General features: G+C 58.5%; 22 protein-coding genes and 1 tRNA gene. 4 read left to right on the forward strand and 19 right to left on the reverse strand.

Features of this window, described 5'->3' with window-relative positions:
• Positions 1–357: 357 nt before the first annotated feature.
• The 10 genes from METAL_RS01840 to METAL_RS01885 all read right to left on the reverse strand — a co-directional run bounded on the left by METAL_RS01840 (position 358) and on the right by METAL_RS01885 (position 8,093).
• The gene (locus METAL_RS01840) at positions 358–1,989 is read right to left on the reverse strand and encodes an ArnT family glycosyltransferase (protein WP_005369061.1); all 1,632 of its coding nucleotides are present in this window, start codon (positions 1,987–1,989) and stop codon (positions 358–360) included.
• A gap of 35 nt (positions 1,990–2,024) precedes the next feature.
• On the reverse strand, positions 2,025–2,300 hold the full coding sequence (locus METAL_RS01845) for a lipid-A-disaccharide synthase N-terminal domain-containing protein (RefSeq protein WP_202053180.1): 276 nt from the start codon (positions 2,298–2,300) through the stop codon (positions 2,025–2,027).
• Entirely contained in the window at positions 2,293–3,024 is a 732-nt protein-coding gene (locus METAL_RS01850) for a glycosyltransferase family 2 protein (RefSeq protein WP_005369065.1), read from the reverse strand. Before METAL_RS01850 ends, METAL_RS01845 begins: the two co-directional genes overlap by 8 nt.
• Before the next feature lie 191 nt (positions 3,025–3,215).
• On the reverse strand, positions 3,216–3,608 hold the full coding sequence (gene rpsI / locus METAL_RS01855; protein ID WP_005369067.1) for a 30S ribosomal protein S9: 393 nt from the start codon (positions 3,606–3,608) through the stop codon (positions 3,216–3,218).
• An 11-nt stretch (positions 3,609–3,619) separates the two neighbouring features.
• Positions 3,620–4,048, reverse strand: coding sequence for a 50S ribosomal protein L13 (gene rplM / locus METAL_RS01860; protein WP_005369068.1), 429 nt, complete (start codon positions 4,046–4,048; stop codon positions 3,620–3,622).
• Positions 4,049–4,181: 133 nt separating this feature from the next.
• The gene (gene cydX, locus METAL_RS20335; RefSeq protein WP_005369070.1) at positions 4,182–4,286 is read right to left on the reverse strand and encodes a cytochrome bd-I oxidase subunit CydX; all 105 of its coding nucleotides are present in this window, start codon (positions 4,284–4,286) and stop codon (positions 4,182–4,184) included.
• 10 nt (positions 4,287–4,296) lie between these two features.
• Entirely contained in the window at positions 4,297–5,436 is a 1,140-nt protein-coding gene (gene cydB, locus METAL_RS01870) for a cytochrome d ubiquinol oxidase subunit II (RefSeq protein ID WP_005369072.1), read from the reverse strand.
• Positions 5,429–6,991, reverse strand: a complete 1,563-nt coding sequence (locus METAL_RS01875) for a cytochrome ubiquinol oxidase subunit I (RefSeq protein WP_005369073.1) — start codon at positions 6,989–6,991, stop codon at positions 5,429–5,431. Before METAL_RS01875 ends, cydB begins: the two co-directional genes overlap by 8 nt.
• Positions 6,991–7,212, reverse strand: coding sequence for a cytochrome oxidase putative small subunit CydP (cydP, locus tag METAL_RS22050; RefSeq protein ID WP_005369075.1), 222 nt, complete (start codon positions 7,210–7,212; stop codon positions 6,991–6,993). Before cydP ends, METAL_RS01875 begins: the two co-directional genes overlap by 1 nt.
• A 449-nt stretch (positions 7,213–7,661) precedes the next feature.
• On the reverse strand, positions 7,662–8,093 hold the full coding sequence (locus METAL_RS01885; RefSeq protein WP_005369077.1) for a DUF2721 domain-containing protein: 432 nt from the start codon (positions 8,091–8,093) through the stop codon (positions 7,662–7,664).
• Positions 8,094–8,342: 249 nt separating this feature from the next.
• Between METAL_RS01885 and METAL_RS01890 the strand changes: the two genes are divergently transcribed.
• Positions 8,343–9,188 (forward strand): pirin family protein, encoded by an 846-nt coding sequence (locus METAL_RS01890; protein ID WP_005369079.1) that lies wholly within the window; start codon positions 8,343–8,345, stop codon positions 9,186–9,188.
• Between the two features lie 28 nt (positions 9,189–9,216).
• On the opposite strand, the gene METAL_RS01895 is transcribed toward METAL_RS01890, so the two are convergent.
• The 7 genes from METAL_RS01895 to METAL_RS01925 all read right to left on the reverse strand — a co-directional run bounded on the left by METAL_RS01895 (position 9,217) and on the right by METAL_RS01925 (position 17,373).
• Complete coding sequence (locus METAL_RS01895) at positions 9,217–10,518, reverse strand: cytochrome c (RefSeq protein ID WP_245549440.1); 1,302 nt, start codon at positions 10,516–10,518, stop codon at positions 9,217–9,219.
• Positions 10,500–10,940, reverse strand: a complete 441-nt coding sequence (locus METAL_RS01900; RefSeq protein ID WP_005369088.1) for a hypothetical protein — start codon at positions 10,938–10,940, stop codon at positions 10,500–10,502. Before METAL_RS01900 ends, METAL_RS01895 begins: the two co-directional genes overlap by 19 nt.
• 9 nt (positions 10,941–10,949) lie before the next feature.
• Complete coding sequence (locus tag METAL_RS01905) at positions 10,950–11,552, reverse strand: cytochrome c oxidase subunit 3 (RefSeq protein ID WP_005369090.1); 603 nt, start codon at positions 11,550–11,552, stop codon at positions 10,950–10,952.
• Positions 11,545–13,539 (reverse strand): cytochrome c oxidase subunit I, encoded by a 1,995-nt coding sequence (gene ctaD, locus METAL_RS01910; protein ID WP_005369092.1) that lies wholly within the window; start codon positions 13,537–13,539, stop codon positions 11,545–11,547. Before ctaD ends, METAL_RS01905 begins: the two co-directional genes overlap by 8 nt.
• Before the next feature lie 11 nt (positions 13,540–13,550).
• A complete protein-coding gene (locus METAL_RS01915; protein ID WP_245549441.1) occupies positions 13,551–14,522 on the reverse strand; it encodes a cytochrome c oxidase subunit II in 972 nt (323 codons plus the stop codon).
• 276 nt (positions 14,523–14,798) lie between these two features.
• The gene (locus METAL_RS01920; RefSeq protein WP_005369095.1) at positions 14,799–15,977 is read right to left on the reverse strand and encodes an acetyltransferase domain-containing protein; all 1,179 of its coding nucleotides are present in this window, start codon (positions 15,975–15,977) and stop codon (positions 14,799–14,801) included.
• 646 nt (positions 15,978–16,623) lie between these two features.
• Positions 16,624–17,373, reverse strand: a complete 750-nt coding sequence (locus tag METAL_RS01925; RefSeq protein ID WP_005369097.1) for a class I SAM-dependent methyltransferase — start codon at positions 17,371–17,373, stop codon at positions 16,624–16,626.
• 505 nt (positions 17,374–17,878) lie between these two features.
• Here METAL_RS01925 and METAL_RS19725 point away from each other — a divergent pair.
• Together METAL_RS19725 and METAL_RS01935 are read left to right on the forward strand one after the other, a co-directional pair.
• Positions 17,879–19,282, forward strand: a complete 1,404-nt coding sequence (locus METAL_RS19725; protein ID WP_005369100.1) for a hypothetical protein — start codon at positions 17,879–17,881, stop codon at positions 19,280–19,282.
• An 80-nt stretch (positions 19,283–19,362) separates the two neighbouring features.
• A complete protein-coding gene (locus tag METAL_RS01935) occupies positions 19,363–20,214 on the forward strand; it encodes a radical SAM protein (RefSeq protein ID WP_005369102.1) in 852 nt (283 codons plus the stop codon).
• On the opposite strand, the gene METAL_RS01940 is transcribed toward METAL_RS01935, so the two are convergent.
• Positions 20,211–22,304: a putative bifunctional diguanylate cyclase/phosphodiesterase gene (locus METAL_RS01940; RefSeq protein ID WP_005369104.1), complete on the reverse strand. Its 2,094-nt coding sequence runs from the start codon at positions 22,302–22,304 to the stop codon at positions 20,211–20,213. The genes METAL_RS01935 and METAL_RS01940 overlap by 4 nt on opposite strands.
• Positions 22,297–25,857 (reverse strand): PAS domain S-box protein, encoded by a 3,561-nt coding sequence (locus METAL_RS19730; protein ID WP_005369105.1) that lies wholly within the window; start codon positions 25,855–25,857, stop codon positions 22,297–22,299. Before METAL_RS19730 ends, METAL_RS01940 begins: the two co-directional genes overlap by 8 nt.
• Before the next feature lie 429 nt (positions 25,858–26,286).
• Here METAL_RS19730 and METAL_RS01950 point away from each other — a divergent pair.
• Positions 26,287–26,370, forward strand: a tRNA-Leu gene (locus METAL_RS01950).
• Positions 26,371–26,474: the final 104 nt, after the last annotated feature.

Consider the following 26,474-nt stretch of genomic DNA (forward strand, 5'->3'; position numbering starts at 1 on the left):
CCTTTACCGTAAGATACCCAAGTAGATATTGTTACCCACGCCAAGCGTTATGAAGAGCAGCGTTGTAGGGCGTTTTCGCGATAGCAAAACGCCAGCAGGCCTCAAAGCCATGGCGGATTGCCTAGCGGCGAATCCGCCCTACAAGAGCTAAATGCCGCCTCGCCAAGGGACCGTAAGATACCCAAATAGATATTGTTACCCACGTCAAGCGTTATGAAGAGCAGCGTTGTAGGGCGTTTTCGCGATAGCAAAACGCCAACAGGCTTCAAAGCCATGGCGGATTGCCTGGCGGCGAATCCGCCCTACAAGAGCTATTGGGGGAGGGGACGCAATGGGCAAAAAAACCAGGGTCCGGCATTAATAATACAATATCTTTTTCAGTTCGGGATGCGCCAGAAATTCCCGAATCGGTACCACCGCTACATAGGTGTTCTTATAGCGGTGCCGATAATATGGGAATTGCGCCGGCAGATCGGATTCTCTTTTAAAACGCATCAGTAAATAATCATCCGGATGCTCGGGCATCCATTCCTCAAGAAGGGGTAAAAAGTGGAAGACCTTAACGGGTTTCGTCAGGCGTCCGGTAAAAATATATTCACCGTGATAGACGGCGCCCATATAAGCCACTTCCTTGCCTTGATTTAAAACTTCGGTAATTTGGGCGCCGATGGGACGCGTGTCGAAACGTTCTCCGATAACGGAAAAAACCGCCGAAGAGATAATCAGCACACTGATCACGATGGCGGTGCTGACGGCAAAAACCGACTCCGGAGCATTTTTGGCCCGGTATCGCCATAATAATCCCGCCACGATCAATACGCCTGCCCCCCATAGCGGGGACAATGCCGCGAGTTCGGCAATGCGGTGCTGGAATGCGTCGGTCCAGGATAGGGCTGCCATCACGCCGCCGAGCAGCGCCAATGAGGCCGTTATCCCTTGGTGGGCGTGCCGCCAGTCGGATCGGCCCTCGTCGGCCTGTTCCGCCGCTCTGGCCAGCACCAGCACCAATAACGGAAACATCGGCAACAGGTAGTGGATGCGCTTGCCGCTGATCGCCGAAAACACGATAAACAACGGCACGCCCCAGACCGCGCAAAAACGCAGGCCCGCCTCCTTCGGATTCAACGTTTTCAGGCCCTGCCAGATCGGTTTCATCAGTAGCCAGGGTAATAACATGGCCGGCATAAATTGCGCATACCACCACCACGGTAACGGATGGGCGAATGACTCGACCAGGCGCCCCTGCGTTTGTCCCCAGAAAATCGCATTCCGGTAAACTTCACCGCCCGCCATGCCGGCCGGAAGCGCCCAGCACAGCGCAATCGCGGCACCCAGTAGAATGCTGAAGGCGAGCCCGGCATACCACCTTTTCCAATAAGATCCGGGCCGGAGTTCGCGGTGCCACCAGGGCGCCGTCAACGCCACCGGCAATAAGTGCAGCAGGACCACCGGCCCTTTGGAGAGTACGCCTCCGCCGACGGCGGCGCCGAGCAGCAGCCAGCGCGGCAGCGTCAGTCCCGCGTCGGCCAGTTTCAAAAGGCCGTAAATGCCGAGCGCGACGAAAAACGCCAGCATCATGTCGAACATGGTCAACGTGCTGAAGACGATCCAGAAGCCCGAACCCAGCAGCATGATCGGCGCCATGTCGGCGACCGTTTTGCATTCCGGCCATAATAACCGGGCGATGGCGGAAGTCAGATAAACGGTACCCAGCGCGAACAGCGGCGAAACGAGGCGCAACGACCAGTCATTGACGCCGAACAGCAGCCAGGTGAGCTGCATCAGCCAGAACAGCAGCGGCGGTTTGTGGCTGTAAAGTTCGCCGTTCAGGTGCGGCACCAGAAAATCGCTGCGCAGCCACATTTCCCAGGCCACCGCTGCGTAGCGGGTTTCATCGACCGGCAGCAAAGGCCTGGCATAGAGCGCAACGCTGACGAGTATCGCCCAGATGACGAATACCCAGGTTCTGACGGACAGAAAATGATACATAGAGTGGCCCGTGCCGGGCGGATTCAGGTGGAAACTCAGGCGTTGAGCTGCCGGCGTTCGTAGATCACGAAATAAAGGTTGCGGAGATAGATGAACAGTCCGCTGGCTTGGCCGAGAATGAAAACCGGGTCTTGCCGATAAACCGCATAGGCCAGCAGGGTGATGCCCCCGGCGATGCTGAAATACCAGAAGGCGATCGGGAACACGCTTTTTTTCTGCTTTTCGCTCTGGATCCATTGCACCAGAAAGCGGGCGGAAAACAGGGCCTGGCCCAGAAAGCCGACAGCCAGCCAAAGGGTTTCTTTATCCAAGTTCAATTTCGTGGGTCTCCGGTAATTTTGCGCGTTTTTGCAGCCAGATCACGCCCAGCAGATCGGTGATGCCCGCCCACAGGCGATCGAGCGTTCCGTAGTTGGAAACGCCTACGCCGCGCGGCCGATGATTGACCGGTTCGGAAACGACCGCGCCGCCGGCCCGAATCACCAGTGCCGGCAAAAACCGGTGCATGTGGTCGAAATAAGGCAGTTCCAGGAATTTCTCCCTGGCGAAGACTTTCAGGCCGCAGCCGGTATCCGGCGTATTGTCCCCGAGCAGCGTGGATCTGACCGCATTCGCGAATTTGGACGAGAACAGGCGCCATTTCGAATCGTAGCGCTTGTTGCGCCAGCCTGCAATCATCCACAAGTCGGCGTTGTTCCGGCTCTTTTCAAGCAAGGTCTCGTACAGACGGGGAATGTCGGCGGGATCGTTTTGTCCGTCACCGTCCAGCGTGGCGATCCAGGGATAAACCGCAGCCTTCACACCGGTGCGGACCGCCGTGCTTTGGCCGCAGCTTTGCCGGTGCCGGATCACGCGCAATGCCTTGTAGTGCCGCATGGCTTCTTTCAGTTCGGTTTCGGTCCGGTCGCGGCTGCCGTCGTCCACGTAAATGATCTCATAAGCTTCGGCTTGTGTCATGGCGGATTCTATTTCTTCGATCAGCGGCAAAATATTGCCGGCTTCATTATGGACAGGAACGACGATGGAAATTTTCATTGAGGTGTTTTGCAGCGAACCGAATACTATACGGCGTAAATTTTACGAAATGATGACAGCCGCCCACAATCCGGGCGGATTTGAGAATGATTTAGTTTTTCGGTAATTTCAAGCAATAAAAAAGGCTGCATCCGAATGAAATGCAGCCTTTTTCGATGAGCGGCCGGGCCACCCGCAAGATGCCCGAAAGCTTAACGTTTGGAGTATTGCGGACGTTTTCTGGCTTTGTGCAAGCCGACTTTCTTGCGTTCGACCACGCGCGAGTCGCGGGTGACGTAGCCTGCCTTACGCAGGGCTTGGCGCAAGGTTTCGTCGTATTCCATCAGGGCGCGGGTCAGGCCATGACGGATCGCACCGGCCTGGCCGGATGGGCCGCCGCCTTTGACGACCACGTTGACGTCGAATTCGCCTTCCATCTTCACGCATTCCAGCGGTTGACGGGAGACCATCTGATCGGTCTTGCGGCCGAAGTATTCTTCGATCGATTTTTGGTTGATAGTGATTTTGCCGGTGCCTTTGGTGGCGTAAACCCGTGCTACTGCACTTTTACGACGACCTGTTCCGTAATATTGAGCTGCTGCCATGGGTTACTCGCTTAAAATTCTAAAACTTTGGGCTGTTGCGCCTGATGATTGTGTTCCGGGCCCGAATAGACCTTCAACTTCTTGAACATCGCGCGGCCGAGCGGGTTGTTCGGCAGCATGCCTTTGACGGCGGTGGTCAGGATGCGGTCCGGGTAGGTTTTTCTCAATTTGCCGAGGCTGACGGTTTTCAGATTACCGATATAGCCGGTGTGGTGATGATACAGCTTGTCCTTTTCTTTGTTGCCGGTCACGCCGATTTTTTCGACATTCACGACAATGATGTAATCCCCGGTATCCACATGCGGCGTATATTCGGGCTTGTGTTTGCCGCGCAGACGACGTGCAATCTCAGAAGCAAGACGGCCAAGCGTCTTCCCTTCCGCATCAACCACGTACCAATCGCGCTTAACTTCTGCAGGTTTTGCACTAAATGTTTTCATCGTAAGTTCGGTCTTGCTTTTAAAGGAACAATAAAAAAGACTGCGAATTCTACTAAATTGTCAACGAGTTTTCAAGCTGATTTGCGCTTTAACCGATCGTAAAAGGCCGAAATGTCGGCAATAATTCTGAAAATCACTCGTCCTGTTCGGCGTTGTCGTCCAGTTCCAGCCACATGGCGTTGATCACCGCCAGCGCGCAGGCCAAGCTCACACCCAATATCCAAGCGAAATACCACATGATGCACCTCCTAATAAAGCGTATGTTCGTTGCCGCGGATGTGCTCCACCGTCACCTTGCCGCGCAATACCCGGTATACCCAGATCGTATAAGCCAGCACGATCGGCATCAGCACTGCCGTGGCGGCCAGCAGCAATTGCAGCGTGTACTGGCTCGAACTTGCGTCCCAGACCGTCAGGCTGCTGTGCGGATGGGTGTTCGACGGCATGATGAACGGAAACATCGAACCGCCCGCCGTCACGACCGCGCCGATCACCATCAGGCTGCTGACCACGAATGCCGACCCGTGACGGTTTCCCGCGCTGCACTTGACGACCAGCCAGGAACCGGCCAGTACGACTGCCGGCGCCGCGGCCAGCCAGGGAAAGAGGCGGTAATTGTTCAGCCATAGGCCCGGCGCCTTGACGACCGTTTTGGCCAAGGGGTTTGCGGCTATGGAGGTGTCGATCGGCGAAACGATCCGGTAGCCATCCACGTCGAGTCCGACCCAGACGCCGGCCAGTACGAAACCGGCCGCGAATAGCGGGCTGCTCCGGCGGATCACCCGCAGCGCGCGTTCCGCCAGTGCGCCTTCGGTGCGCCAGTGCAAAAACACCGCCCCGTGCAACGTGAACAGGGCGACGCCGGTGGCGGCGCACAGCAGCGGAAAAGGCCGGAACAAGTCCCAAAAGCCGCCCGAGTAAACCGATCGCAGTTCATCGGTGAGCTGGAACGGCAGGCCCACGATCAGGTTGCCGGCCGCGAGGCTCAGTACCGTCGCCGGCACCAGGCCGCCGACGAACAAGGCCCAGTCCCAGGCATTGCGCCAGCGCGGATCCGGCAGCTTGCTCCGGTAGTCGAACCCGACCGGGCGCAAAAACAACGCGAACAGCAGCACCAGCAAGCCGGTATAAAGCCCCGAGAAAAATGCCGCGTACACGATCGACCAGGCGCCGAAACTGATGCCGCCCAGGGTGATCAGCCAGGTTTGGCTGCCTTCCCAGGTTGGCCCGATCGTATTCAGCATGACCCGGCGTTCGTCGTCGGTCTTGCCGACGAACGGCAGCAGGATGCCGATGCCGAAGTCGAAACCGTCCAGAACCGCGAAGCCGCACACCAGAAAGACCAGAATGCCCCACCAGATCAGCCGCAAAATTTCGAAATCAAGCATGGCCTTGCTCCCGTTCAAAATGATAGCGGCCGGTATGCAGGCTACTCGGTCCCTGGCGGATGTATTTGACCATCAGAAACAATTCGATGACCAGCAGCACCGTATAGAAAAACCCGAAACCCGCCAGGCTCAGATACAGTTGCTCGGCACTGAGGCTCGAACTGCTCAGATGGGTCGGCAGAATTTCGGCGATGGTCCAGGGCTGACGGCCGTATTCGGCCACCACCCAGCCCAGTTCGGAAGCGATCCACGGCAGCGGAATGCCGTAAAACGCCAAGCGCAGCAGCCAGCGTTGGGCATGCGCGGTGTGTTTGGCATTGAAATAGAATGCCGCCGCGAAGATGAACAGCATCGCGACGCCACAAAACACCATGATCCGGAAACTCCAGAAAATCGGCGCGACTTTCGGCACCGACCGGCGGGTCGCGGTTTCGATCTGCTCCTCTGTCGCATCGACGACGTTCGGCGCATAGCGTTTCAGCAACAAGCCGTAGCCGAGATCGGCCTTATGAGTCTCGAAAAGCGCTTTGGCGGCGGCGTTGTTTTTATCCTGGCGGATGATCTGCAGGTTTTCGTACGCAATGATTCCGTTCTTGATCCGTTCGCGATTCGTATTCAGTATCTCCTTCAGTCCGAGTACCGGCTCGTCGACCGAGCGCGTGGCGATCAGGCCCATCACCCAGGGAAATTTGACCGCGTAGTCGGTGTGCATCGTTTCCTCGTTCGGAAAGCCGATCAGCGTGAACGATGCCGGCGGCTTTTCGGTTTCCCACTCGGCTTCGATCGCGGCGAGCTTGACTTTTTGCACTTCGCCGACCGTATAGCCGCTTTCGTCGCCGAGCACGATCACCGACAGCACCGAGGCCAGGCCGAAGCCGGCCGCGATCCGGAACGAGCGCCGCGCAAAGGCGCTGTCGCGGTCTTTCAGCAGGTAATAAGCGCTGATCCCGAGCACGAACATCGAGCCGGTCACATAACCCGCCGCCACCGTATGCACGAACTTGACCTGCGCGACCGGGCTGAAAAACAGATCTTCGAAACTGCTCAGCTCCATCCGCATCCTGTCGTAGTTGAAGGCGGCACCGACCGGATGCTGCATCCAGGCGTTCGCGATCAGAATCCACAGTGCCGACAGGCTGGTGCCCAGGGCCAACAGCCAGGTCGTGCACAAATGCTGCAATTTGCCGAGCTTGTCCCAGCCGAAGAAGAACAAACCCACGAAGGTCGATTCGAGGAAGAACGCCATCATGCCTTCGATCGCCAGCGGCACGCCGAAAATATCGCCGACATAGTGCGAGTAATAAGCCCAGTTGGTGCCGAATTGAAATTCGAGCGTAATGCCGGTCATTATGCCCATCGCGAAATTGATCGCGAACAGCTTGCCCCAGAAGCGGGTCATGTCCTTGTAAATCAGCCGGCCGGTCATCACATAGACCGACTCCATGATCGCCAGCAAAAACGATAGCCCGAGCGTCAACGGCACGAATAGAAAATGATACATCGCGGTCAGTGCAAATTGCAGCCGCGACAGTTCGACGACCTCATCGACAATCATCAGGGTTTCTCCTGTAAACGGTTCATTGAAGGATTGAGCAAGACTCGCTCTACGCTGCCCGCATCAACCGGAACTTTCTTTCCCGCGAAAAAAGCCCACCATAAAATGCCCAGCAAACAAAATTTGATACATAGCGCTATCGAAAGATCGCGCGCCAAATCGGCATTGCCGGAGCCGTCCGGTTTTTTACGGCGGCGAAATAACACCTGAAGTTTCGGCATGGCGAGTCTCGAATGGATTTTCAGCGTAACTTACCGAAGACAAAATCGGCTGCGAGGCGTTCAGTGCAAATTCGGCTCCCGACGTAAAGCCGCAGCCGGCAAAAAAGGGCCTTCTCCTTCGCGGACGGAGCCATTCCGGAGAAGGCGAGGATGAGGATGACGAATAAGCATTGGCTTTGCTCTCGAAGAAACATAATGCAAGGGTCATGCCACGATTCCGGAATCCCGGTTTTCGCCGCCGGCCTTCGTGCGAGGCAGGTTTTTTGCGGACGTTTTGTTTCGATGATGTTTCTTATGAAACGTAATCTTGTTTCAATACGAGAAATGAAACCGAGCCGGCGGTTCTGTTCTCCAGTGCAGAGCGTATCGGATTCGCCGCCGCGAGACACCCCCCGGAGCGTATCGCCATGCCCGACGCTTCGTCGGAGGCGCCGGGTTGGAACGAAAAACTAAAGCTTCCGAACCTCAATCACCCCGGTTGCCAACGCGATCTCGCGAAGAAAACACAACAGGCCGCCGATCAGCGTTAGCATCGCCGCGACGAAAAGCAGTGCCACCGTACCCGACAGATCCGCGCGCAACTCGGCGCCGATGAACAGCGCCGCGATCGACAGGCAGATGCACAGGGCCGAGACGGTGCATAAGGAGATTGCCCAATGGTTCCAGAGCGCCCGCTGCGACAAGGTGCGCATCTCGTCATGGTGCTGCCGCAGCGCATCGCCTTCCATTTTGTTCAGCAGACGGTAACGGTCCACCACCCGGCCGAGACGTCCGGCAAGCACGCTCAAGATCGAGCCGATGCCGGTCAGCAGAAAGACCGGGGCAACGGCTTGCTGAATCGCATGGGCAACGGGGGGGATATTGTTGGCTAGGGCATCCACTGGGCTTTCCTCAAAAGGCAGACGGTTCGGAAAAATCCGGTTGCCGGCAAGATAATGACAAAAATTGCTGCCGTCAAGCTGCCGCGGATTGGGCGGAATTCGGCGCGCAACCGCTGACCGTTATCGCGCCAAGGGTTTTACGGTCGTTTCTCCGGAACTTATCGAATCAACCGGGAAACCAAGGATACATTACCCGTCACGTACGGGCTGTCTCGCGCGAATTGATGCTTTCCACCAAAGGAGCGCCGCATGAAAAAGCTTCATCGAATCGTCAGAAAAGGCCAGTTTCACTGGGTCGGCGACGGATTTCCGGTGCGGACGCTGTTCTCTTACGCGACGCCCGACGCCGAGGTCAGCCCGTTTTTGCTGCTGGACTATGCCGGTCCCGCCGAATTTCCTCCCGCATCCAAACCCCGAGGCGTGGGATTCCATCCGCATCGCGGTTTCGAAACGGTCACGATCCTGTACCAGGGCGAGGTCGAACACCGCGACACCGCCGGCAATGGCGGTTTGATCGGCCCCGGCGAGGTGCAGTGGATGACCGCGGCAAAAGGGCTGATGCACCAGGAAATGCACTCGGCCGCGTTTACCCGGCAGGGAGGAACCTTCGAAGCGATACAGCTCTGGGTGAATTTGCCCGCCCAATACAAGCAAGTGGACCCGCATTATCAGGCGATCGCGAAGGCGCAGATTCCGGAAGTCAGGCTGGACGGGAAAGGCAGCCTGATCAGGGTGATCGCCGGCAGCTATCAGGACGTAAAAGGCCCGGCCGATACTTACACGCCGGTCAATTTATGGGACCTCAGACTGTCGGCCGGACAAACTCTCGCCCTCGACCTGCCCGAAAACTACACGACGATCCTGCTTGCTCTGCACGGGTGCCTGCAAATCAACCGCGAAGCCATGCTGAACGAGGCGGAACTGGCCTTTTTCGAAAACCGGGGCGACCGTATCGAGCTGAACGCGGTTTCGGATTCGATACTGCTGGTGATGAACGGCGAGCCGATCGCCGAACCGATCGCGGGTTACGGACCGTTCGTAATGAATACCCAGGAGGAAATCCGGCAGGCGATGGCGGATTTCAATTACCGGTAACCGGGATAACAAGCTCCGCAAAAGCCTGTCAGGGCGTTTTCCGCAAGGCACGGCGCAAAGTCGCCACCTGGCGGGTCGTGACCGGCGAAGCGGCATTACCCCAACTGCTGCGGATGAAACTCAGCACTTCGGCTATTTGCCCGTCGGTAAATTTCGCGGCGAACCCCGGCATTTTATGGGGTTTCGGTGTGGCCACGGTTTTCGGGGGCTCGGCGCCTTCGAGCAGCAGCCGGATCAGCGAGGTCGGGTTGTCGGCCAGCACGAGCGAATTTCCGGCCAGTTTCGGAGTATGACCGGGCTTCCCTTCCCCCGTGAGCCGGTGGCATTTGGCGCAAAACGACGCATAGAGGCCCGCGCCCGGCCGTTCGACTTCGCCGCGTTGTAACGCCGCGAGCTTGACCGCGACCTCCGGCCCCTCGGGCCGATACGAGGCGTCTTCGCCGCGGGCGGGAAGCGACTTCAAATAAAGAGCGATCGCTTTCAAGTCGTCGTCGCGCAGATACTGCATGCTGTTTTCGACCACGTCGGTCATGCTGCCGAACGCCATCGCGCCTCCGCCATGTCCGACCCGCAGAAATTCCACGATGTCCGCTTCCCGCCAGCGTCCGAGTCCGGAGGCCGGGTCTCCCCGGAGGTTCGACGCATACCAGTGGTTGATCACGGCACCGCTCAAATAATGCGGCGAGGCTTCCGAATAGGCTTTTTCCTGAAAGGCGAACCCGCGCGGCGTATGGCAGGCGCCGCAATGGCCGAGCGACTGCACCAGATAGGCACCGCGGTTCCACTCCGCACTCCGTTTTTCATTCGGCTTGAAGCGTGCGTGCTCGACGAAAGCCAAATCCCAGAAAAACAGGCCGACGCGCTGGTTAAACGGGAAAGGCAGCCGGGTTTCCGGCGGCGCGGAGCTGACCGGGCTGACTTCATGCATGAAATAATCGTAAAGCGCACGGATGTCTTCATCGCTGAGCGCGGTAAAGGATGTGTAAGGCATCGCGGGGTAGAGCCTCCTGCCGTCTTTGGCGATCCCGCCGCGAACCGCGCGCGTGAAGTCGTCCAGGGTGTACCGGCCGATGCCGTGGACCGGATCCGGGGTGATATTGGTCGAATAAATGATCCCGAAAGGGGATTCGATCGGCAGCCCGCCCGCGTACGGTGCCGCCTTCGGCCCGGCCGTGTGGCAGGAAATACAGTCGCCGGCCTTGGCCAGATAGGCGCCCTTGCTCATATCCGCCGCCCCGGCTTGAGGATTCGCCGCCAGCCCAATGAACAGGGCCGTACCGGCGGCGAAGAAGGTTGCGAATGACCGGTCCATCACGACGGCGAGCCGCACGGCGGCACCAGCAATAATGCGCAGGCATTGAAAATGACCGCCGCGATGAAGATAAAACTCGACATCAGGCCGAGCGTTGCCAAAAAGCGGTTCCGCGCTTTACCCGATTCGGAGGAAAATCCGCCGGTTCCGGGCGGCCGGCGCGCTGCCAGCCGCCACGCGCTCCAACCCATGCTTCCCGAAAACAGCGCCAGGCCGACACAGGCCACATTGATCGCTGCGAGCAGCCAGGGCAGCTCCGCCCAAAGCGGCGCGGACAGCGGCGTCCGGTAGGGATAACAGGCATAAGCGGCCAGCGGCTCGCTCAATACGAGCTGCGCCGTCCATGCCGCCGGCGCCCCGAACAAGCCCAGCAAGATACGCACTGTGCTCAGCCTGTTTTGCCGGCGAGCCGGAACTTCCAATTCGGATATCGGATTCATCGTTCTTGACTAACCCAAATACGGAAAGAGATATAAGGCGGAAAACACGAACAGCCAGACCGCATCGACAAAGTGCCAGTACAAGCCGCCGATCGTGACCGCGGCATGGCGCCGGTGATCGAAATAACCGAGCGCGATCCAGATCGCAAGCAGCGCCAGAATGACGAGCCCTACCACCACATGCAGCAGGTGAAAGCCGGTGATCGTGAAATACAGCGAGCCGTACAGATTCGCTACCGGGCCGTAGGGTTTGTTCTGCCATTCGCCCAACTGGATCGCCACGAAGCCTGCACCGAGCAGGGATGCGGCGACCATCGCCGCCAGGCTCCAGCGCGGCCGTCCCGACCGCAAACAGTATTCGCTCGCCCAAACGAACCCGCTGCTGGCCAGCAAAATGGCGGTATTGACTCCCGGCACCAGCAGTTTGGGCAAGCCTTCCGGCGGCCAGTGCTGCTCGGTTTGAGACGCCAGATAGAAGTAAGAAAACAACAGATAGCCGAACAGCGAACCTTCGGTCGCGATTAGCGCCATCACGCCCCACCAGCCGCCCGAGCGTTTGCCCGCGCTGCCGATCGGCAACGGTTTTTCCGGCGTCGCCAGCGCTTCAGCCACGGCCGGCCTCCGTTGCACGCTTAACGCCCGGCACCCGCTGGACCAGCTTTTGCCTGGGCCACATCCAGGCGGCCAGCGACAGACCGACGGCGGCGGCCATCAGTAAGGTGAACCGATTCCAGTCCAGCAGCAGACCCGCGAATCCCAAAGAACCGAACAACGCCAGGAAAAACGGCGCATACGTGTCGTCCGGCATTTTCAGAATCACGTCCGGAACCGCGTCGAGCGCCGTCGTCCCGAGCGTTTCCCGCCCGTCCATCAATAAATAGCCTGCCTGAAGATTCGAACGGTCTTCCGTGCTAGCGAGCCGGTCCTCCCATAACGGATGCCGGCTGGCAATCAAAGGAATCACCGCAAAATTGTAAGGCGGCGGCGGGGAAGGCATCGCCCATTCCAGGGTGGGCGCATCCCACGGATTCTGCGGCGCCAGGGCGCCGCGCTTCAGGCTGAAGGCGATATTGGCCAGAAAGATCAAAATGCCGGCCGCAAACACGAACGAGCCGATCGACGTAATCAGGTTGACGGTGTTCCAGCCCATGTTCGGGGCATAGGTATAGATCCGCCGCGGCATGCCTAAAAGGCCGGCCACGTGCATCGGAAAGAAGCCGAGATTGAAGCCGATGAACAGCACCCAGAAGCTCCATTTCCCCAAAGTTTCGTTCATCATCCGGCCGCAGAATTTCGGAAACCAGTAATAGACGCCGCCGACCACCGGAAACACGTTGATGCCGAGCAACACGTAATGCAGATGCGCCACCACGAAATAGGTATCGTTCAACTGCAGGTCCAGCGGCACCGCCGCCGTCATCACGCCGGAAAGGCCGCCCATCACGAACAACAGGACGAACCCGGCAAAAAACAGGAACGGCGTGCGGAATACCGGCCGCCCGAGCCAGATCGTCGCGATCCAGGCGAATACCGCGACCGCGCTCGGGATCGAAATCGCCAGGCTGGTCGCGCCGAAAAAAGAAATCGCCAGCGCCGGCAGGCCGGTCGCGAACATATGATGGATCCACACGCCGAAGCCGAGCAGCATCGTCGCCATCGTCGACAGCGCCACCGCCGCATAGCCGACCAGCGGGCGCCGGCAGAACGTGGGCAGTGCGTCCGAAACGATGCCCATCGCGGGCAGTACGATCACATAGACCCAGGGATGGCCGAACATCCAGAACAGGTGCTGCCAGAGCATCGGCTTGCCGCCGTCCAGCGGATCGAAGAAATGCGTGCCGCTCTGCCGGTCCAGCCATAACAGGAAAAAAGCGAGGCTGACCGAAGGCACCGCGAACAGGTTGGCGACCGACGCGGTCAGCGTGCCCCAGACCAGGATCGGTACTTTGTCGATCGACATGCCGGGCGCGCGCATCCGGAACAGCGTGACGATGAAATTGACCGCGCCGACCGTCGTCGAAATGCCGAGCAGCACCATGCCGAGCGCATACACGTCGATATTCGGGCCGGTGTTGTATTCCGGGCCGGACAGCGGCACATAGTTGAACCAGCCGGCATTGGCCCCTTCCCCTAACGGAAAGCTGGCGTAGAGAAAGAGGCCGGCGAACAGGAACAGCCAATAAGAAAGCGCATTCAGGCGCGGAAACGCCATGTCGCGCGAGCCCAGCATCAACGGCCACAGGTAATTGGAAAACCCGGACAGCACCGGCAGCGCGTACAGGAAAATCATCGTAATGCCGTGCATCGTGAAGAGCTGGTTGTACTGTTCCGGGGTCAACAGGTGCCGGTCCGGCCCGGCGAGCTGCACGCGCATGATCAGCGCTTCAACCCCGCCGATCAGCAAAAAAATAAACGAAGTGACCAGGTAGCGCAGGCCGATTTCCTTATGGTCGACCGTCGACAGCCAGCCGCGCCAGCCGGGGGGCGATTCCCACAGTTCGAAAAGATGTCTTTCCGCGTCCGAGCCGATCGGGGCGCTGCCGACTTCGGGGATGCGTGCGAGCGTGCGATCGGGTGGGGTTTCGACTGCGTCCTTCATAGCCAGCGCTCCTAATCGAGGGTCGATAAAAATGCCGACAATGCGGCCGTTTCGCCGGGTGTCAGCGCGAAAGCGGGCATGCGGGCGCCCGGCTTGAGAGCCTGGACACGGGTGATCCATTCGATCCGGTGTTCGGCCGTATTGGTCAGCAATCCCGCCGCCAGCATTCGGCGGGAGTTCAGATGCGTCAAATCGGGCGCATGCTTGCCTCCCGCCTCAGTGCCGCGTACCGAATGGCAGCCGGCGCACTGCTCGATAAAAAACTTCCGGCCGGCGGCGACATCGGGCTCTGAAGCGGGTGCGGCCGCTTTGCGCTGGGCGTCCTGCCATGCCTGGAAAGCGACCGGGCTTTGCGCGACGATTTCGAACCCCATGTGCGCATGCTGCAGGCCGCAAAACTGCACGCATTGCCCGCGATAAATGCCTTCGGCGTCGGCCTGGAGCCATTGCCGGTTTTGCAGGCCGGGAATCATTTGCGTTTTTCCGGCCAGCCGCGGCGCCCAAAACGCATGAATCACATCGGCGCTTTGCAGTCTGACCCGCACGGGCCGGCCGACCGGAATATGGATTTCGTTCGCGGTGACAAAGCGGCGGCTGGGGTCGTCATCGTCGTATTCGACCTTCCACCACCAGTCGTAAGCGGTGACTGTCACCGCCAATGCCGGGGTTTGCGTAGGTTGGGCGACCTTATCCAGCGTGATCAGCATATAGACGGCGAGCGCGAACAGCGCCGCGGTGGACAGGCCGGTGCCGATGTAGATCCAGCGCATGCCCTCGTTTTCGCGGCCGACCGTCCGAGGGGCCGCCAGCGTGCGTTTGCGAAACAAGGCGCCCGCCAGCAGCAGCGCGATAATCGCCAAAACCGCGACCACGACGGCCGTAAACACCCATCCGAGGTGCATCGTGGGCAGGGAGGCCGGGCCATCGCTATGCAGAAAATAGTTCAGCGGCGCGGCTTCGGCCGCCATCGCCATGTCCGGCATACCTCCAAAGGCAAGCGGAAAAAAAGCGCTCCCGGCCGCAACGCAATGTCGATATTCGGATCCTGAATCGTGCATCGGCGCCCTTTAGAAAAAGTGACGAAGCGAGAGATTTAGTGATGCGGCAGAACCTCTTCTTCCGGTCTCAATGCCGCGAATTAAATTCACTCCGATCGTTCGACCGCAAAGCTTCGGAATATTTCCCGTAGATCGAATTCTTTATTGGCCGTTTCGGGGGTGGCATCGGTGGTGACCGGCCGAATTGCCGCCACGCTGTAGTTAGAAATAGCTCAGCCAGGCAAGATGCGGGTATCGGCGTTTGATTCGGATGAAAGCGTCGCAGCAGGGATACAGCAGCAACAGCAATGCCAGCCAGATCCCGTAAACCATCGGCAAGTCGTAGCCGAATTCGGGGGAAGGCATTTCGGGGTACGGCCTTTCGGCGGAACCGGTCAGCAGCCAGTTGGCTGGCAGTTGCCGGTAGCGGGTGACGGCCAGAGCCGCGCCATGAATCAGATAGATATGCAGCAGATAGAAAAATAACGGCGCCTTGCCGACGGTCAGCAACGGGCGCCGGATGGGTTCCGGCTTGAACCCCTCGAAAAACGCCAGGCCGATAAACATCAGGCCCGCCGTTGCCAGCAAATACAGCAGCGAGGGCGGGTATTTTTGGAAATTCAGGATCGAAAACAGCGTAAACAGCGCGTTTTCTTGCGGCGCCCAGGCCTGGGGATCGCCGTAGAAGTTGCCGAGGCGCAGCGATAGAAACAATCCGAGACATAAAAGGCCCAGCCGGAACAGCACGGTTTTTCTGTTCGGTTCGAGAAACACCGGCCCCAGGCAATAGCCCGCCGCCATCACGCCGATCCAGGGAATCAGCGGATAGAGCGAATCGAAGGAACGGCCGGGCCAGAATTCGAATGTGCCCGGTTCGTGCAGAAGTATCCACAGCCAACGGGGAAGGGGGCTATTGCCGGCGTGAATCCCGTCGAAGGCGTTATGGCCGGCGATCAGCAGCACCGCGAACAGCGCAATCGCCCGGCGCGGCAGAAAGACCAGCGCGGCCAGCGCCAGCATCGACCAGCCCAGCGCCCAGATCACTTGGCCGAGCGCGTAACTGTAATCCCAGTTGAACGTCCAGCCGAAACGCACCAGCGTCAATTCCAATACGATCAGCCAGAGCCCGCGGCTGGCCAGATAAGCGGAAAGCTGCGTTTGCGTCAGGTTTTTGCGGTAGGTCGACAAGAACGCGCCGGCGCCGGCCAGCAGCATGAAGGTGGGCGCGCACAGATGCGTGATCCAGCGCGTCAAAAAATAGGCGGCATCGGTCCGGCTCAGATCGACCGGATTGAACATCGCGTTCGAGAAATAATCGCGGGTATGGTCCAGCGCCATCAGAACCATCACGAGTCCGCGCATCATGTCGATCGATTCCAGGCGCTGCAGTGTAGGCTTCATTTGGAGGACCTTTCAATCAACGGAGCAAAAAGGCAAGCCTTCCGTGGCATTGAAATGCGAATTAAGCACTGCATCGGCGTTGCTCCATCAACTATGCAGAGCAAATCCCCCCTGCCCCCCTTTTTCAAAGGGGGGATGTTGCCGGCAGAATCGCTCTCTTTTCAAAGGGGGATGTCGCCAGTCTGTAGTCTGTTAGGATGGGTAGAGCGAAGCGAAACCCATCGTGGATAGCTATTATAGTACTTCTCCGATTGATGGGTTTCGCTTCGCTCTACCCATCCTACCTTGTTTCAGGCCCGGACGGGATATTGATCCCGTCCGTAACGTTTAAAGCGGGGTGGACAGGGAGGATGATTTTATGTTTGCGGAGAATTTTCAAACAGTGGGGACGGGGTTTATAACCTGTCCCGCTCAGTTGAGCATTGACCACGTCGACAACCAAATAACGTTTGACAATGCCGCTTCCCCCCCCCCTTTGAAAAAGGGGGGGGATTTTAAATTAGGCTGCTCCCACAGCATAACAGCCTTTAGCTCTTAACCCGTATTGAATTTCGCCGATTATAACCCTGTTTCAAAAAAGCGTTCGCCCCGAGTTGGCGGGACGGTCAAACGAGACGTTTTGGCCGGGAGAGGGCTCGCGGCCGGATCATGCCGGTTTGACCGCGCTGACCAGCGCATTTGCGCCGTCCCGAAAATGCAGGCGCGTGTTTGCGAAACCGGTGTCGGCCATCATTTCCAGCGCCGGCTGAAGGCGCATGATGTGCTCCTCGGACTCGTCGCTGAACAGGTGGACGATCCATTGCTCCAGCAGATCGTGCCTCTTCAGTTCGGTAAACACCCGGAAATAATGCCTGACCTCTGCCTGGGTGCTTTTGAGATGTTCGGCGGCATCGTCGAGCGCGTAACGGTCGCCGTTCACGAACAGGCCACCGGGTTTCAGTACGCGCAGGATTTCTTTCAGCACGCTTTGCCGGTAGCCGTACAAAAAATTGTGCAGCGTGTACGCGCTGACGACGGCATCAACCGAGGCATCCGGCGTTGCCTGCAAATGCGACAGCGCATCGCGCTCGATCAGCCGCAGCCGTTTTGCGGCCAGTGCTGCGGCCAGGTTATGCCGCGCCTGCGCCAGCATCGCGGGCGCATTATCGACACTTTCGACAAGCGCAACCTTGCGGCTGGCCAGCAGGCAGGCGGTAGTGATGCCGGTGCCCGAACCGATTTCGAGCAGATTCAGCGAGGCCTCGGGATAAGGCGGCATCCAGCCGTCGACGTATTCGCCTACGCGGCGGCTTATTTCCGCCGCGGACGGGCAAATCACCGCCAGCATCCCGTATTCTTCGGCAAGCGGTCCCTCGAATAAAAGCTCCGCGGCGTGTTTCGGATTCATCGTATTCATACCGTATTCATTTAAGTTACAAAATGAGGGAAATTACTGGACAAGAAAGCCGTTGTCAAACGGGCGCAGGCTCATTTGGCCTGTTTTCGGCAAGTCTCTTCGGCATCTGCCCGCGGCGGAGAAAAAGCCGGAATCATTGAAGCATGCCGTGAAGGTGTGGTATACAAGGCGGCTGGCAACGTTCGGGGAGGACTATCAATGAAATGATGATGAATACGAATGCCGCGATCTCGACGAATAACGATAAATGCAAGGGAGATCGCCAAATGACTGTCGGAACGAAAGGCTGTCGAAAAACTCTCGTGTCGGTGCGCTTCGGGCGCCCTGAAAATCCTGAGGCCGAAATATAGCCGGAATCGTGAATCCGGGGAGCGGGGAAACGAGGACGGTTATTCGATAGTTTGTCTGTTCGGACGGATACTTACCCGTGTGCGGGCGTCCAAGAATAAAAAATAAATGCCCCAATCCGCTGCACATGAACGCTCTTTTGAATGAGGAAATAATTATGCAAGAATTCTTACCCGTCGTAAAAGCCACTTTGCTGGAGTGGGCGCAACTTGCGCTTGGCAACCCGTTGTTTGCCGCGGCCCTGGTACTCGCCACCGCGCTGCTGGCCTCCCTCGTCGGCATGATCAGGAGGGTGCCGCTCAAAAGAAGGGCGGCCGCCAGCGAGAAGGCGCGCGCCGAGCTGGCGGACCAGCTTTCGATGACGCAGCAACAGACCGCCGGTCTGCAGGAGCGCCTGGTGCTGCGCAATCAGCAGATTTCCGGCACGGTTCAGGCGCTGGCGGCCGGTTTCGATGTAGGCGAACAACCTGTGCCCGCGGTCAGCGAAGATCTGGTGTCCGAGGATTTGTGGCAGCAGCATGAGAGGATTGTTACCCAATTGGCGGACTCTTTGCGCGTTGAGCGGCAGGCCAAAGCCGAGCTGCAGCAATCTTATCAAACCGAGAAGGAGCGTCGCGCCGAAAAAGAGGCGATCATCGACAATCTGCAGAATACGCTGGCCGAGAAAACGCTTCAAATCACCGGCCTGGAACGGCAGGTCGCCGAAATTCTCGAAAAACATAGCGCCCAATCGGCGCGGCTCACGGAACTCGAACGGCAGCGCCTGGAGTGGGACGATACGGAAAAACAACGGCAGCAAATGGCGGAAAAGCTGGCGGCGATGGAGGCCGAACTGGGCCGGCTGCAAAAAGCGGTAGAAACCCGTCAGGGAGCCGAACCGGCTCCGGCGCCAATTCATCCTGAGCCGGTTGCGGAAGCCGAGCAGGTTCTGCCGGAAATTCATCCCGAACCGGTTCGGGCGGCTGCGTCGTCACTGGTTGAAGCGATCATTCCCCAGGCGCCTGCGGAGCTTGTGGCATTTACCCCGGCTTCCCTGCCTGCGGCAGCCGAAGCCGCCGTGATCCCGGCTCCGGCGGCGATCGAGCAGGCGGCAGGGGCGCCGGATCAGCCGCAAGCGATCGTGCTGCCGGATTGGGATTACCAACCGGAAATAGCCGTCCCGACAAAAGCGGAAGCGCAATCCGCGTCCAAGGGGCAGGCAGCCGGTTTTGCCGGCAAATTGAAGGGCCTGTTCGGCAAGTCTCAACCGGAATCCAAACCGGAATCCGGCGCGCCCGTCGAGAGAGCCGAGGCAACCCGTTATTCCGCGGCGGAAATTCCGCCCGAAACGCGGCCCGAGCCGCAGCCGCAACCTTCGGCCGGCTCCGTGCAGGACCCGTTGGGTAAAATGAAGGGCCTGTTGGGATTGTCCAGGCAAAAAGCCGCCGAGGCGAAAGCGGAGCCTGTCGAATCCCGTGCGGCTGAACCCGCTGCGCCCGCCTCCCCGGATGCCGTTGAGTCAGATTCCGCGAAAAGCCAAATGAAAAAAATTAAAAACCTGTTCGGAATGGCCAAAGGATAAGGGTAATGGAACCGGCCTTCACTTTTTCGAGCAAGTCGATCTGCAGGGCGGGCTTTATCCGCAGCAAACCGCATTGAACGATGTCGACGCCGCTCACCGCCTCCGACCATAGCCGGGACCGCGCCGGCCTGACCTATATCTACCCGGTTTTGTCCCGGCGCGCCGGCGGCATATCGATCGGCGTCAATTTCAATACGAACAATGCCTGCAACTGGCAGTGCATTTATTGCCAGGTGCCGGATTTGGCGATCGGCGCCGCGCCGGAACTCGATTTCGGGCTGCTCGAAGCCGAACTACGCGGTTTTCTGGAACAGGTCCGGTCCGGGGCGTTTTTCCGCCGCTTTCAGGTTCCGGAGGATCGGCGGACGATCAAGGATATCGCCCTTTCGGGAAACGGCGAGCCGACCAGCGTGCTGCGGTTTGCCGAGGCGATTGAACTGATCGGCGGTATTGCAACCGAAGCCGGGCTGTTCCCCGCCAGCCGGTATGTGTTGATCACCAACGGCAGCCTGGTGCATCGGCCCAAGGTCCGGGAAGGCCTGAAAGCGCTGAGCCGGTTCGGCGGCGAAGTCTGGTTCAAGCTCGATAGTGCGACGCCGGCGGGCAGACGACTGATCAACAAGGCCGGGCAAGGTGTCGAAGCGAGCCTGAACAACCTGGTTTTGGCGTCCGGCTGCTGCCGGACCAAAGTGCAGATCTGCCTGGTGGACATCGACCGGCAGGGATTTGCGGAGCAGGAAAGAACCGCGCTGCTGGAGGCGCTGCAGGCCGTCAAAGAACGCAGCGGAGTACGCGAGATTCTGCTCTATACGATAGCCAGGCCCTCCCTGCAGCCCGAAGCGGGGCGCCTTGGCCGAATGCCGGAGCCGGTCATGCGGGCGTTTGCGGAGGCGCTGCGGGCGTTGGGTTTCGAGGTTTCGATCAGTCTCTAGGTCTTTGCCTCGGACGCGAGTAATCGCTCCACATCTTTTGTCGCCAGCGGTTCGGCAAAGTGATAGCCTTGTCCGCACCGGCATCCCCAGGATAGAAGCCGCTCGGCCTGTTCGGCGGTTTCGATGCCTTCGGCGGCGACTTTCTTGCCCAATTCGCCTGCCAGTGACAGAATCGACCGCACGATCGCACTTTTGCGGTCGGAAGTGCCGCTAACCGAGCGGACCGCGCTGCGATCGATTTTGATCGTGTGAATCGACGGATGCTGGAGCAGATTCAGGGAGGCTTTACCCCCGGCGTCGAAATCGTCGAGATGCAACTGCACGCCGAGTTCGTCAAGTTCGGCCAGGATATGGGACGAAACGAGGGGGTCGGCGGCGGCGACTTCTTCCGGAATTTCCAGGCACAAATAGCGCGCGTCCAGGCCGGATGCCGCCAATGCCTGGGTCAGCTGGTTCCGTAAACTCGGGTGCAGAAATTGCGTTTGCGATAAATTGACCGCGACCGACAGGGCGGCATTCGCAGGCGACAATTGCTGCCAGGCCCGAAGCTGCCGGCAGGATTCGTGCAGCATCCAGGCGCTGATTTTGACCAGAATGCCGATTTTTTCCGCCAGCGCCCAAAAATCGGCGGGCGCCAAAAGGCCATGCTCGGAATACTGCCAATGCAGCAACGCCTCGAAGCCGGAGAGGGTTCCGCTGGCGAGTTCTACGATCGGTTGGTAATGAATACGGAATTCGTTGCGTTCGATAGCCAGGTTCAAGTCGGCTTCCAGTTGCAGCAGCCGTATGGCGTAATTATTCTGAACGGTATTGAACACCCTCAGTCGCCGGTCTCCTTGGGTTTTTGCCTGACGCAGCGCAAAAACAGCGTCGTGCAATATGTCTTCGGTCCGCTGGTAGCGCGGTTCGCTCAGGACGATCCCGATGCTGGCCGAGATGAAAGCTTCCTGCCCTTCGATAATGACCGCTTCGGCTATTTTGTCCAGAATGCGTTGGGCGATACGGACCACGTCCAGCAGATCATTGATATGGGTGAGTAGAACCATAAATTCATCGCCGCCGACCCGTGCGAGGGTGTCCGCGCCGCGCAGGTTTTCTCTCAGACGTTGGGCGACGGCGCTCAATACCATGTCGCCGAAGACATCCCCGTAGCTGTCGATGATGTGCCTGAAACGGTCCAGGTCGATGACGAGCAGCGCAAAAGCATAATCGGGATAGCGCTTGGCATGTTCGAAAGCCTGGCTCAGCCGGTCGGTCAGCAAGATTTCATTGGGCAGGCCGGTCAGTACGTCATGCACGGCAAAATGGCGTAATTTTTCCTCTACGTATTTGCGGGCGGTCAGTTCGCGAAAAACGATCACTATCCCGGCCACATTGCCGCTTTTATCGCGTATCGGCGCCGCGCTTTTGTCGACGGGAATCTCCATGCCTTCCCGGTTGATCAGCGCGGTGTCGGGCGACAGATCGATGATTAGGCCGTTTTCCAGCACGCGTTCCACCAGATTGGTGATCGGAATTCCCGTCGTCTGGTAAACCAGCCGCAGCACTTCGCCGAAAGGCCGGCCGAGCGCCTCGGGTTGCGGCCAGCCGGTCAGCACTTCCGCCATTCGGTTCATAAAGGTAATGGAGCCGTCGAGGCGGGTCGCAATGACGCCGTCGCCCAGGCTTTCGAGCGTCGTGCCCAGCCAGCGTTCCATCTGCCTGAGCTTGGTTTCGGCGCTGTGTCGGTACAGGGCGATATCGATGGCGATCTGCAGTTCGCGTTCTTCGAAAGGTTTCAGTACATAGCCGTAAGGCTCGGTGATTTTCGCGCGGTTCAGCGTGGCTTCGTCCGAGTGGGCGGTCAGAAACACGACCGGCAGGGCGTGCTGCTTGCGGATTTCGTCGGCCGCGGCGATGCCGTCCATCGCCCCGCTCAAGTGGATGTCCATCAGCACCAGATCGGGCTGCAGCGTGCCGATGCGTTCCAGGGCGGATTCGGCCGATGTGACGAACTCCGGCACATCGTAGCCCATTCGGATCAGTGTCCGTTGAATATCCAGAGCGATGATGACTTCATCCTCGACTACCAGCATGCGCGCTTTAAGCATGGTTACCTTTTTTCTTGGGGATGGAAATGGAAAATACGGTTTCCGGCCGGCGCCGAACCGTCAACTGTCCATTTAACTGCAATACGAAAGATTGCACCAGATGTAAGCCCATGGATAACGGTTTTGTAATTTCCACGTCGTCCGGAATGCCTCGGCCATTATCGCCGACCTCCAGTATCAGCCTGTCCGGCTTGTCGTTCGCCAGTTTGATCCACAGTGCCCCGGAAGGATTGGCGGGCGGTGGTGTAAAGGCGTACTTGAAGCTGTTCGAGACCAATTCGCTGATGATCAATCCAATCGGTACGGTCTGCTCGACATCGAGCTCGACATCGGCGATTTGTATTTTGAGCTGGATCGACGAGGCGGCTTGGCCGTATGAGCGGCGGAGCGAGTTGACCAGGCTGGTGATGTATTCGGCCATTTTGATCCGGGCCAGACTGCGGGATTGGTATAAATGCTCGTGTGCCAGCGCCATGGAATGGACCCGCTGCTGGCTGTCCAGGAACGCGCAGCGGGCGGCCGGATCGGTGAGGGAAGCGGCCTGGAGGCGAAGCAGGCTGGCGATCACTTGTAGATTATTTTTGACCCGGTGGTGAATTTCTTTCAGCAGTACTTCTTTTTCCCGCAGGGAGGCGACTGCCCGGGATTCGGCAAGCTGACGTTCGGCCAGTTCGTTTTTGATGCGGGCATTGATGGTTTCGAGTTCCCGGGTGCGGAGTTTTACCTGCCGTTCGAGCATCTGGTTCAGCTCCTGCATTTTTTCTTCCGCGCGCTTTCTTTCGGTAATGTCCTGCATTGCGCCGATCATTCGGCAGGGTTTGCCCCGGTTGTCTCGGAGCACGAATCCACGGTCGAGCACGCAGGCATAATGGCCGTCGCTTCGCAGGAAACGATATTCGTACTCCCAGTGGTCGACGGCGGGATTGTCAAGCACCACGCGCACACTCGCCGCAACGCGCTGCTGATCGTCGGGGTGTACTCGTTCGAGTCCCCAGCGGGCCGTCTGCGGTGCATCGACCGCATCCCGCCAGCCGAAGACGTCCATGCTCGCCTCGCTCCAGCGTTGCAAGTCGTGCATGATGTCCCAGTCCCAAATGACATCGCGGGTAGCCTTCCAGGCCAGCCGCAAGCGTTCTTCGCTTTCGCGCAAGGCCTCCTCGGCCTGCTTCCAGTCGTGAATGTCGGTGTTGCTGCCGACCCATTTGATGACCTGGCCGTTATCGCTCAAAAGCGGCGTCGCCCGGACATTGGTCCATCGCCAGCCGTCGTTTCGGGATTTTATCCGGAATTCTGCGTTGATGTCGTGCCGGGTAGCGACCGCTTCGTGCCATTGCCGTGCGGCGTAATCCCTATCTTCCGGATGGACGGCATCGAGCCAGCCGTAACCGATCCATTCCTCGAAGGTCTGGCCCGTATAGGCGCGCCAGGACGGGCTGTCCACTGCCACAACGCCATCCGCTCCGGCTTCCCAGACGGCCTGGGCATAAGATTCGACCAGCTTGCGAAAGCGCTCTTCGCTTTCGCGGAGGGCTTCCTGAGCCAGTTTGAAAGGCGTTGTCTCGCGCAGAGACAAGACCAGGCCGGTTACCGATTCATCCAGGTCCGTAGCCGGCACCAGGCTCCAATCCCAATAAGTGGTCCCGCGCTCCGGCTGATCGGGAAATACGAACGGTTTGTCCTTGTAAAACACCGCTTTGCCGGTATCCCGCACCTGGCGGAAGATCGTCTCGTTTTCCGGATCCGGGTACAGGTCGAAATGGTTTTTTCCGAGCAGTTCTTCGGGCTTCATTCCGCAAGTATCGGCATAGGATGCATTGACCCAAATGAAGTGGAACCGGGGATCGAGATAGACCAGCATCACGTCGGTGGCCTGCATGATGCTGAGCAGCAGGATTTGTTGCTGTTCCAGGGCTTCTTCGGTCAGTTTGCGCCGATGAATGTTGCGGCCGACGGTCGCCCAGCCGGAAATCCGGCCTTTTTCGTCGCGGAGGTTGAAGACGTTGCAAAGCATCCAGATCGCCTTGCCGGTTTGAAAGTGCCGGAAGCGTATTTCCACTTCGGCGTTTCCCTCCCGCATGACGCGGGGAAAGAACTCGTCGCTGACGTGAGCCCGGTCTTCGGGGAAATAATAGTCCTGTACCCGCACGCTGCACGCTGCGGTCAAATCTTCAAGGCCCATCATCCGCATTCCGGCAGGATTTACATAGAAAGGCTTGAAGTTCCGGTCGCACATGCCGATGAATTCGGTGCTGCCTTCGGCAAGTGCGACAAAACGATCGCGCTCCGCTTCGGCAAGTTTGCGTCTTGTCACGTCGACCAGTGTGACCAATAGCATATTGCCTTCGCGGGTGACGAGCGAACTGCCGTCGACCTGGGCCGTAAATTGGGTTCCGTCCCGTCTTAATCCGATCATTTCGCTGCCTATGCCTTTTATCTTGAACAGGAGCTTTACGGTGAACGGCTCCCGGTAGGCATAGGGATGATCCTGCGCCGGATCTTTCAACAACGTTTCGAGCGCGCGGCCCTGCAGTTGTCCCGGCTGGTAGCCGAACAGGGCTTCGGACTGCCGATTCGCGAGCCTGACCTTTCCTTCGAGATCGGCCATCAGCAGCCCGTTCGGAGACGCCTGGAAGAGCAGACGGAAACGTTCTTCGCCTTCCTGCAAAGCGGCGAAGCCGGTCTCGCGTTCGGAGTCGGCCTTGTTCAGCAACTTTGCCGCCAGGTAGATCATCCCGCTGAACGCCACGATATGAAAAGTAATGAAAAGCGCCCAGCCGAAATCGGCGCTGTATAATCCCGAATGCTGGCCTTTCAGTTGGATCAGGCCGATCGCAAACGGCAGCAAAACAGCAGCCGGCAGGAGATTTCGCGCCATGACGCTGCCGGCGAACGGACTGATCAGCCAGGTCAGGTAGCGCTTGGGGCGCGCGCTGAGAATTCCGATGCCCAGTCCGAACAGGGATACGGCCGCATGAAGCGGAATCGACACATACGGCCGGGTTTGATAGAGAGCGGACACCTCGTAGCAGGCATGCCCTACCAGCGCAAGAAGCGCAAACAACAGAATTTGCAACGCTAAAAATGGTGCGATCCAGCCGGCTTCCGCATCCAGCGCGACCAAGGCCATGCCGGCTAAAAAAAGACAATAGGCGGCGCTTGGAGAGGGGCTGCCGGAATGCGGCGCACTTTTCTCCGCGACCGTGTCCGGAAACAGCCATTGGTCCGGGCTGACGTCTCCGAGATATTCCAGCAGGACCAGTCCGCCGAGCACTGCAACTATAGCGGAAAAGATTTGTCCGAGCATTTGCCGGTTCGGGTTCCGGCCGGTTCGGTGCAGCAGCCGGAGCGCCGTACCGGAAAGCAGCAGTCCGGCCGCGACCACCGGCTGTATGGCCGCAGGGTTCGGCCAAATGCCTTTTAGCTCGGCGATGCCGAAAATCCAGCCCGTGATCGCCAGCAGGCTGACCAGTATGACGAACAGGGCCATCCCGTCAGTCAGTCGAGCGGCCGCCGGGGCGAAAGGAAAGACAAAGCGGCTAGAGCAATTCTGCATGATCTTCTCGGGCGACCGGGCGACTCACAAGATTAACCGAAAGTGGCCGCAGCCAACCCTGTTAGCCTTGTACGGTCGGGGGATAGCGGTTATCCGGATTGCAAGCCGGCAGTGCACAGGAGGAGGCGGGCTTCGAATGAGGCAGGTTTCCTGTTGCAGTAATGAAATAGATGCGCGCATTTATCAAGGAGATCGGTTTTTATCAGGGCTTAATTCGGCGGCGGTCAATAAAATGCTTGGACTGAGTAATCCGGGTTTCTATCCCGTCGACCTTATTACTTTCGTCAGTCGAGGATAGCTTTTTATTTCCGGCCCTGTACGCTCAAGCGCTTTAACCGAAGCCGCGGCCGCACTTTCGGCGATTCGCCGTGGAGAATATAACTGGCTAACCTTGCCAATATCGGTTAAAATTGCTAGTTGATTTTATGTGCGAATGTGGCGGAACTGGTAGACGCGCTGGATTTAGGTTCCAGTGGTAACCCCGTGAGAGTTCGAGTCTCTCCATTCGCACCATATTTATATTCCTATAAAGAAGCAGCCGATTCAGGTTGACTTTTCTGTTCCTAAGCCCGCAAGGCGCTCTTAAAAATTACGTATTCCAAACAATTTGAGGTAAA

Origin of the sequence: Methylomicrobium album BG8, assembly GCF_000214275.2 — a bacterium.
GTDB classification, from domain to species: domain Bacteria; phylum Pseudomonadota; class Gammaproteobacteria; order Methylococcales; family Methylomonadaceae; genus Methylomicrobium; species Methylomicrobium agile.

Coding starts and splice junctions, on each gene's coding strand:
- METAL_RS01840 (WP_005369061.1), bottom strand. CDS start 1,989: ATGTATCATTTTCTGTCCGTCAGAACCTGGGTATTCGTCATCTGGGCG.
- METAL_RS01850 (WP_005369065.1), bottom strand. CDS start 3,024: ATGAAAATTTCCATCGTCGTTCCTGTCCATAATGAAGCCGGCAATATT.
- rpsI (WP_005369067.1), bottom strand. CDS start 3,608: ATGGCAGCAGCTCAATATTACGGAACAGGTCGTCGTAAAAGTGCAGTA.
- rplM (WP_005369068.1), bottom strand. CDS start 4,048: ATGAAAACATTTAGTGCAAAACCTGCAGAAGTTAAGCGCGATTGGTAC.
- cydX (WP_005369070.1), bottom strand. CDS start 4,286: ATGTGGTATTTCGCTTGGATATTGGGTGTGAGCTTGGCCTGCGCGCTG.
- cydB (WP_005369072.1), bottom strand. CDS start 5,436: ATGCTTGATTTCGAAATTTTGCGGCTGATCTGGTGGGGCATTCTGGTC.
- METAL_RS01875 (WP_005369073.1), bottom strand. CDS start 6,991: ATGATTGTCGATGAGGTCGTCGAACTGTCGCGGCTGCAATTTGCACTG.
- cydP (WP_005369075.1), bottom strand. CDS start 7,212: ATGCCGAAACTTCAGGTGTTATTTCGCCGCCGTAAAAAACCGGACGGC.
- METAL_RS01890 (WP_005369079.1), top strand. CDS start 8,343: ATGAAAAAGCTTCATCGAATCGTCAGAAAAGGCCAGTTTCACTGGGTC.
- METAL_RS01900 (WP_005369088.1), bottom strand. CDS start 10,940: ATGAATCCGATATCCGAATTGGAAGTTCCGGCTCGCCGGCAAAACAGG.
- ctaD (WP_005369092.1), bottom strand. CDS start 13,539: ATGAAGGACGCAGTCGAAACCCCACCCGATCGCACGCTCGCACGCATC.
- METAL_RS01915 (WP_245549441.1), bottom strand. CDS start 14,522: ATGCCGGACATGGCGATGGCGGCCGAAGCCGCGCCGCTGAACTATTTT.
- METAL_RS01920 (WP_005369095.1), bottom strand. CDS start 15,977: ATGAAGCCTACACTGCAGCGCCTGGAATCGATCGACATGATGCGCGGA.
- METAL_RS01925 (WP_005369097.1), bottom strand. CDS start 17,373: ATGAATACGATGAATCCGAAACACGCCGCGGAGCTTTTATTCGAGGGA.
- METAL_RS19725 (WP_005369100.1), top strand. CDS start 17,879: ATGCAAGAATTCTTACCCGTCGTAAAAGCCACTTTGCTGGAGTGGGCG.
- METAL_RS01935 (WP_005369102.1), top strand. CDS start 19,363: ATGTCGACGCCGCTCACCGCCTCCGACCATAGCCGGGACCGCGCCGGC.
- METAL_RS01940 (WP_005369104.1), bottom strand. CDS start 22,304: ATGCTTAAAGCGCGCATGCTGGTAGTCGAGGATGAAGTCATCATCGCT.
- METAL_RS19730 (WP_005369105.1), bottom strand. CDS start 25,857: ATGCAGAATTGCTCTAGCCGCTTTGTCTTTCCTTTCGCCCCGGCGGCC.